At 64.2% G+C, this 5647-nt stretch carries 8 protein-coding genes; 5 read left to right on the top strand and 3 right to left on the bottom strand.

The genetic code is table 11. From position 1 onward, the window contains the following. Positions 1 to 51: 51 nt before the first annotated feature. A complete protein-coding gene (moaA, locus tag ACP5E6_RS11040) occupies positions 52 to 1038 on the bottom strand; it encodes a GTP 3',8-cyclase MoaA (RefSeq protein ID WP_427954293.1) in 987 nt (328 codons plus the stop codon). Between the two features lie 229 nt (positions 1039 to 1267). Here moaA and ACP5E6_RS11035 point away from each other — a divergent pair, with 229 nt between their 5' ends. Then, positions 1268 to 1852: a DUF1013 domain-containing protein gene (locus ACP5E6_RS11035; RefSeq protein ID WP_427954292.1), complete on the top strand. Its 585-nt coding sequence runs from the start codon at positions 1268 to 1270 to the stop codon at positions 1850 to 1852. A gap of 51 nt (positions 1853 to 1903) precedes the next feature. Here ACP5E6_RS11035 and ACP5E6_RS11030 read toward each other — a convergent pair whose 3' ends face one another. Next, positions 1904 to 2074 (bottom strand): YdcH family protein, encoded by a 171-nt coding sequence (locus ACP5E6_RS11030; protein WP_427954291.1) that lies wholly within the window; start codon positions 2072 to 2074, stop codon positions 1904 to 1906. A 195-nt stretch (positions 2075 to 2269) separates the two neighbouring features. Here ACP5E6_RS11030 and ACP5E6_RS11025 point away from each other — a divergent pair, with 195 nt between their 5' ends. The 4 genes from ACP5E6_RS11025 to ACP5E6_RS11010 all read left to right on the top strand — a co-directional run bounded on the left by ACP5E6_RS11025 (position 2270) and on the right by ACP5E6_RS11010 (position 4626). Beyond that, positions 2270 to 2473: a YdcH family protein gene (locus ACP5E6_RS11025; RefSeq protein ID WP_427954290.1), complete on the top strand. Its 204-nt coding sequence runs from the start codon at positions 2270 to 2272 to the stop codon at positions 2471 to 2473. Next, entirely contained in the window at positions 2470 to 2955 is a 486-nt protein-coding gene (gene purE / locus ACP5E6_RS11020; RefSeq protein ID WP_427954289.1) for a 5-(carboxyamino)imidazole ribonucleotide mutase, read from the top strand. Before ACP5E6_RS11025 ends, purE begins: the two co-directional genes overlap by 4 nt. 2 nt (positions 2956 to 2957) lie before the next feature. Continuing rightward, positions 2958 to 4097: a 5-(carboxyamino)imidazole ribonucleotide synthase gene (locus tag ACP5E6_RS11015; protein ID WP_427954288.1), complete on the top strand. Its 1140-nt coding sequence runs from the start codon at positions 2958 to 2960 to the stop codon at positions 4095 to 4097. 70 nt (positions 4098 to 4167) lie between these two features. After that, complete coding sequence (locus ACP5E6_RS11010) at positions 4168 to 4626, top strand: DUF29 domain-containing protein (protein ID WP_427954287.1); 459 nt, start codon at positions 4168 to 4170, stop codon at positions 4624 to 4626. On the opposite strand, the gene ACP5E6_RS11005 is transcribed toward ACP5E6_RS11010, so the two are convergent. Beyond that, the coding region (locus ACP5E6_RS11005; protein WP_427954286.1) for a cisplatin damage response ATP-dependent DNA ligase at positions 4568 to 5647 on the bottom strand (1080 nt) is incomplete at its 5' end. The two genes, ACP5E6_RS11010 and ACP5E6_RS11005, sit on opposite strands and share 59 nt — an antisense overlap.

The raw sequence follows: 5647 nt of genomic DNA, 5'->3' as shown, positions 1-5647 counted from the left end.
AATCGCTCGAAAAAACATAGAGCTAGAGCGTTAAGCTGAAAGCATAACGCTCTAGCCGCCGGTCACGCTCATGTGCCGTGCCAGCGCGGGCCGGTTATGCGTCCGGTCGATCACGAAATCATGCCCTCGCGGCTTACGCGCGATCGCCGCCCGGATCGCCGCCTCGAGCACGGTGTCATCATCGCTCGCGCGCATCACGCCGCGCAGATCCGCCGCATCGTCCTGACCGAGACACATATAAAGCGTCCCGGTGCAGGTCAGCCGCACCCGGTTGCAGCCCTCGCAGAAATTATGGGTCAACGGCGTGATCAAGCCCAACCGTGTCCCGGTCTCGGCCACATCGAAATACCGCGCCGGTCCCCCGGTCGCATAATCGCTCGGCGTCAGGGTCCAGTTCGCCGCCAGGCGCTGTCGCACCAAGGACAACGGCAGATACTGCTCCATCCGGTCGCCATCGATCTCACCCAGCGGCATCGTCTCGATCAGGCACAGATCAAACCCCTGCGCGCCGCACCACGCCAGCATCGCATCGAATTCATGCTCATTGACATCCTTGAGCGCCACCGCATTGATCTTCACCCGCAACCCGGCCGCCTTCGCCGCCTTCACACCCTCGAGCACCTGCGGCAACCGGCCCCAGCGGGTGATCGCGGCAAATTTCACCGCATCGAGCGTATCGATACTGACATTGATCCGCCGCACGCCCGCCGCGGCCAGTTCATCGGCATAGCGCGCCAATTGGCTGCCATTGGTGGTCAGGGTCAGCTCATCCAGCCCATGGCCGATCTGAAGCCCCAGCCGATTGACCAGCGCCATCACGCCCCGCCGCACCAGCGGCTCCCCCCCGGTCAACCGCAGCTTGCGCACGCCAAGCCGCACGAACGCGCCGGCCAGCCGCTCCAACTCCTCGAGCGACAGAAGATCCGCCTTGGGCAGAAAATTCATGTCCTCGGCCATGCAATAGACACAGCGAAAATCGCACCGGTCGGTGACGGAGATGCGCAGATAGGTGATGGTTCGGCCGAACGGATCAATCATCCTCGTTATATTTCCTGTCCCGGCATCGCGCGCAAGGCCCACCCCTGGTTCAGCGCCGCTCTTTCAATGCCCTGGTTCCAACCTCCGTCGCCCGACGAGGGGGCGGTCTGCAATGATCGCAGCGCGGAATCGCTTGACCAGCATACATACTGTGCACCATATCACCGTGGCTATTGTATGTCGGCTCCGCCGAGGCACGAACTTGGCCGCCCGCCGCTCTCTCTGAGGTATGATCATGACGCTTCCATTGATGCCGAAAGCCACCGCCGTGTGGCTGATCGAAAAAACCGCTCTGACCTTCGAACAGATCGCCGATTTCTGCGGCATGCATCCGCTCGAAATCCAGGCCATCGCGGATGGGGAGGTGGCGCAGGGCATCGTCGGCTACGATCCGGTCGCCAACAAACAGACCACGGCCGAAGCGATCAAGCGTTGCGAAGCCGACCCCGCCGCCCGGCTGAAGGTTCTCGAAGCCGCCAACCCCGGCGCCAAGCGCAGCAAGGGCGCCAAATACACCCCCGTCGCCAAGCGCATCGACCGGCCGGATGCAATCGCCTTCATTCTGCGCAACTATCCGCTGGTGCAGGACGCCGCCATCGTCAAGCTGCTCGGCACCACCAAGGAAACCATCCAGAAAGTGCGTGAACGCAGCCACTGGAACTCAGCCAACATCAAGCCGCGCGACCCCGTCATTCTCGGCCTGTGCAAGCAATCCGACCTGAACGACGCCGTGAACGCCGCCAACACCAAGGCCGTGCGCGAAGGCCAGCCCATCCCCCCGGTTTTGCCCCATGTCGAAGACGAGGCGGCCTGAAATTCACGCCTGAGCCGGGCGGACCGGCTCAGGCGCCGTGCAGGATCGCGCCTATTGGCGCGTCCGCAACCGTTCCATTTCTTCCTTCAAACGGAGTTTTTCCAGTTTGAGCCGTGCGAGGTTATCGTCATCGGGACGCGGGCGCCGATCCTCGTCGGTGATCCGGGCATCGACGCCGGCGTGGCGGGTCTTCAACGACTCGAGTCTCGCTTCCAAGCTCATTACAAACTCCTCTCCAAAAATGGATCGCCAACGGGAACGTCTCGGCCGCCTCATCGGCGTACCGGTTTTGAGACTAAGCCCGGATCCCGCCGGTTGTCACCAAACTTTTACGCAACCCAATGGTCACGCGATGCATGGATCGGCGATCGAAACCAGGGTAGGAGTTGGTTGCGTCCCTGTGCTAAGGAGCCGATCATGCTGACCGACAAGGATAATCTGCTTCGCCAGCTGCACGGACTCCGCAGCGAACACCGCGACCTCGACACCGTAATCGCCCGGCTCGGCGACCAGGGCGCGATCGACCAGCTCCAGGTCCAGCGCCTGAAAAAGCGCAAACTCCTTCTCCGCGATCAGATCCTGCGCCTCGAAAGCCGCTTGATCCCCGATAATATCGCATGAATCCGCCCCTCGTCGGCGTGATCATGGGCAGCCGGTCGGATTTCCCGACCCTGCGCTTCGCCATCGAAATTCTGGACATGCTGAAACTGCCGTTCGAATCCCGTGTGGTCTCGGCCCACCGCACCCCTGACCGCATGATCGCCTACGCCAAATCGGCCCACTCCCGCGGCCTGCGCGTGATCATCGCCGGCGCCGGCGGCGCCGCCCATCTCCCCGGCATGGTCGCATCGCTCACCACCGTGCCGGTCCTCGGCGTCCCGATCGACTCCCACGCGCTGCGCGGTCTGGACAGTTTGTATTCGATCGTCCAAATGCCCGGAGGCATCCCGGTCGCCACCTTTGCCATCGGCAAACCCGGCGCGATCAATGCCGGTCTCTTCGCCGCCGCGATCCTGGCCCAGTCCGATCCCGCCCTCGCCGACCGCCTGATCGCCTGGCGCGCCGCACAGACCGCAGGCGTCCCCGAAACACCGGAAGACTGATCATGCCGTTTCCCCTTCCGCCCAACGCCACCATCGGCATCGTCGGCGGTGGCCAATTGGGCCGCATGTCCGCCATGGCCGCCGCCCGCCTGGGCTATCGCTGCCATATCTTCACCCCCGAGCCCGACGCCCCGGCCTCGCAGGTTGCAAGCCTCACCACCCTCGCCGATTACGATGACAACGCCGCCCTGATCCGCTTCGCCGAAGCGGTCGACATCATCACCTTCGAGTTCGAGAACGTCTCCGCCGAAGGGCTCGACCTGCTGGCCGAACGCCGCCCGGTCCGCCCGGGGCCGGACAGTCTGCGGATCAGCCAGGACCGTATCGCCGAAAAAACCTTCCTCAACGCCGCTGGCGTCCGCACCGCCCCTTGGGCGCCGGTCGAAACCCTGGCCCAGCTACGCGCGGCGATCGCCACGATCGGCCTGCCCGCCGTGCTGAAAACCACCCGCCTCGGCTATGACGGCAAGGGCCAGGCGCTGATCCAATCCGCCGGCGAAGCCGAAATCGCCTTCACCCTGCTCAACCCGAAACCGCTGATCCTGGAAGGCTTCGTTGATTTCGCCTGCGAATGCTCGGTCATCGTCGCACGCGGTGCCGATGGCGCCAGCACCGCGTTCGACACGGTGGAAAACCGCCATCGCGACCACATCCTCGACCTCACCCTCGCCCCCGCGCCGTTCGACCCCGATCTCCGCCGCGAAGCACAAACCCTGGCCCTGCACATCGCCGACCGCCTCGGCCTTATCGGCCTGATGGCGGTCGAATTCTTCGTCGATGCCGATGGCCGCCTCCTCGCCAACGAAATCGCCCCTCGCCCGCATAATTCCGGTCACTGGACGATCGACGCCTGCCCCGCCAGCCAGTTCGAACTCCATATCCGCGCCGTCGCCGGCCTGCCTCTCCCCGCCGCGACCCGCCATTCCGACGCGGTGATGAAAAACCTGGTCGGCCCCGCCGACCTCGCACTCTGGCCCGAAATCGTCGCAACGCCGGGGCTGATCCCCCACCACTACGGCAAAACCGCCGCCCGCGATGGCCGCAAACTCGGTCACGTCACCACCTTGTTTCCCCACAGCGCCCTGCCCGGCGCGTTCGGCATTGCCGCCGCCCTCGGCGTGCTGGCGCCGGACGCCGCTTAACGATCCGGATTGCGGTGCGACTCTGCTTGGCATAAAAACGCGGTTGTATCCGATGCCCGGAGACGGCGATATGAGCAACGCGACCCTCTACGAACAGGATTTCTACGCCTGGGCCCACCGACAGGCCGGACTCCTGCGCGCCGGCAAGCTCGCCGAAGCCGATATCGAACACATCGCCACTGAAATCGAGACCATGGGCAAAACCGAAAAGCGCGAATTGGTGAGCCGACTGACAATCTTGCTGCTGCACCTGCTGAAATGGCAATTTCAACCAGCGTTCCGCGGCCATAGCTGGCGCAACAGCGTGCGGGTGCAGCGCATCAGCCTCGAATCTCACATCAAGGACAATCCAAGCCTGAAATCGATCCTGCCCGAAGCGATCGCCGAAGCCTATCGGATCGCGCGGATCGAGGCGGAAAACGAGACGGGTCTCGCCGAAAGCGGATTTCCCACCCCCTGCCCCTGGTCGTTCACCCAGATGATGACGGAAGATTTCTGGCCGGAGTCAGACCCTCATCCGGCACCGTAGCGACCAATCGCAGCGCCGTCTCCAGCCGATCCGCCTCACCCGGCGGCTTGTCCAGCCGCAGACGCAAAATCCGCGGAAACCGCAGCGCGATGCCCGATTTATGCCGGGTCGAGCGCTGCGCCGCATCGAAGCCGATTTCGAGCACAATGCCCGGTTCCACCTCGCGCACCGGCCCGTAGGTCGCGGTGGTGTGTGACCTGATCCATTTATCCAGCACCAGCAACTCGGCATCGGTGTAGCCGGAATAGGCCTTGCCGATCGGCACCAGCCGCCCTTCCTCGGTCCAGACGCCGAAGGTGTAATCCGAATAGAATGAACTGCGCCGGCCATGGCCGCGCTGGGCATACATCAGCACGCAATCGAGGCTGAGCGGATCGCGCTTCCATTTCCACCAATACCCTTTCGGCCGACCCGCCAGATACGGGCTCGATCCCGCTTTCAGCATCAACCCCTCGATCCCGTCATCCCGCGCACTCGCTCTCAACGCCGCGAGTTCCGCCTCGGTGCTGAACGGTATCTGCGCCGACACATCCATCAATGCCGGCCGTGTTGCGTCATACCAGGCGTCGAGCCGTGCGCGCCGCGCATCGAATGGCAAGCCACGCAGATCCTCCGCCCCCTCGAACAGCATGTCGTACAACCGCACCGCAACCGGGAAATCCGCCCGCGCCCTGGCGCTGACAAGCTTGCGGTTGAGCCGCTGCTGCAGATCCGCGAAGGGCGCGACGACACCATCGCGGATCACCAGCAACTCACCATCCAGCACCGCGTCGAACGCCATCGCATCCATGATTTCCGGGAAACTCGCCGAAATATCATCCGCCCCGCGCGAATACAGCCGCTTGCCGCCCGGCGTCGCGACCAGTTGCACCCGTATGCCATCCCATTTCCACTCCGCCCGATACGCCGACCAATCGAGCCCGGCCCGATCGGCCGCCTCGATCGGATGGGCCAGCATCGGCGGGCGAAACACCGGCGTGGTGCCCGGATCGGGCCGCGCGGCGCGGCGCTCCAGCCAGTC

Origin of the sequence: Acidiphilium sp., from assembly GCF_049977125.1 — a bacterium.
GTDB lineage: Bacteria > Pseudomonadota > Alphaproteobacteria > Acetobacterales > Acetobacteraceae > Acidiphilium.
Note: the sequence above shows the minus strand (reverse complement) of the source record. Positions and strands in the feature narration are given on the sequence as shown.

Coding starts and splice junctions, on each gene's coding strand:
- ACP5E6_RS11015 (WP_427954288.1), top strand. CDS start 2,958: ATGCCGTTTCCCCTTCCGCCCAACGCCACCATCGGCATCGTCGGCGGT.
- ACP5E6_RS11030 (WP_427954291.1), bottom strand. CDS start 2,074: ATGAGCTTGGAAGCGAGACTCGAGTCGTTGAAGACCCGCCACGCCGGC.
- moaA (WP_427954293.1), bottom strand. CDS start 1,038: ATGATTGATCCGTTCGGCCGAACCATCACCTATCTGCGCATCTCCGTC.
- ACP5E6_RS11010 (WP_427954287.1), top strand. CDS start 4,168: ATGAGCAACGCGACCCTCTACGAACAGGATTTCTACGCCTGGGCCCAC.
- ACP5E6_RS11025 (WP_427954290.1), top strand. CDS start 2,270: ATGCTGACCGACAAGGATAATCTGCTTCGCCAGCTGCACGGACTCCGC.
- ACP5E6_RS11035 (WP_427954292.1), top strand. CDS start 1,268: ATGATCATGACGCTTCCATTGATGCCGAAAGCCACCGCCGTGTGGCTG.
- purE (WP_427954289.1), top strand. CDS start 2,470: ATGAATCCGCCCCTCGTCGGCGTGATCATGGGCAGCCGGTCGGATTTC.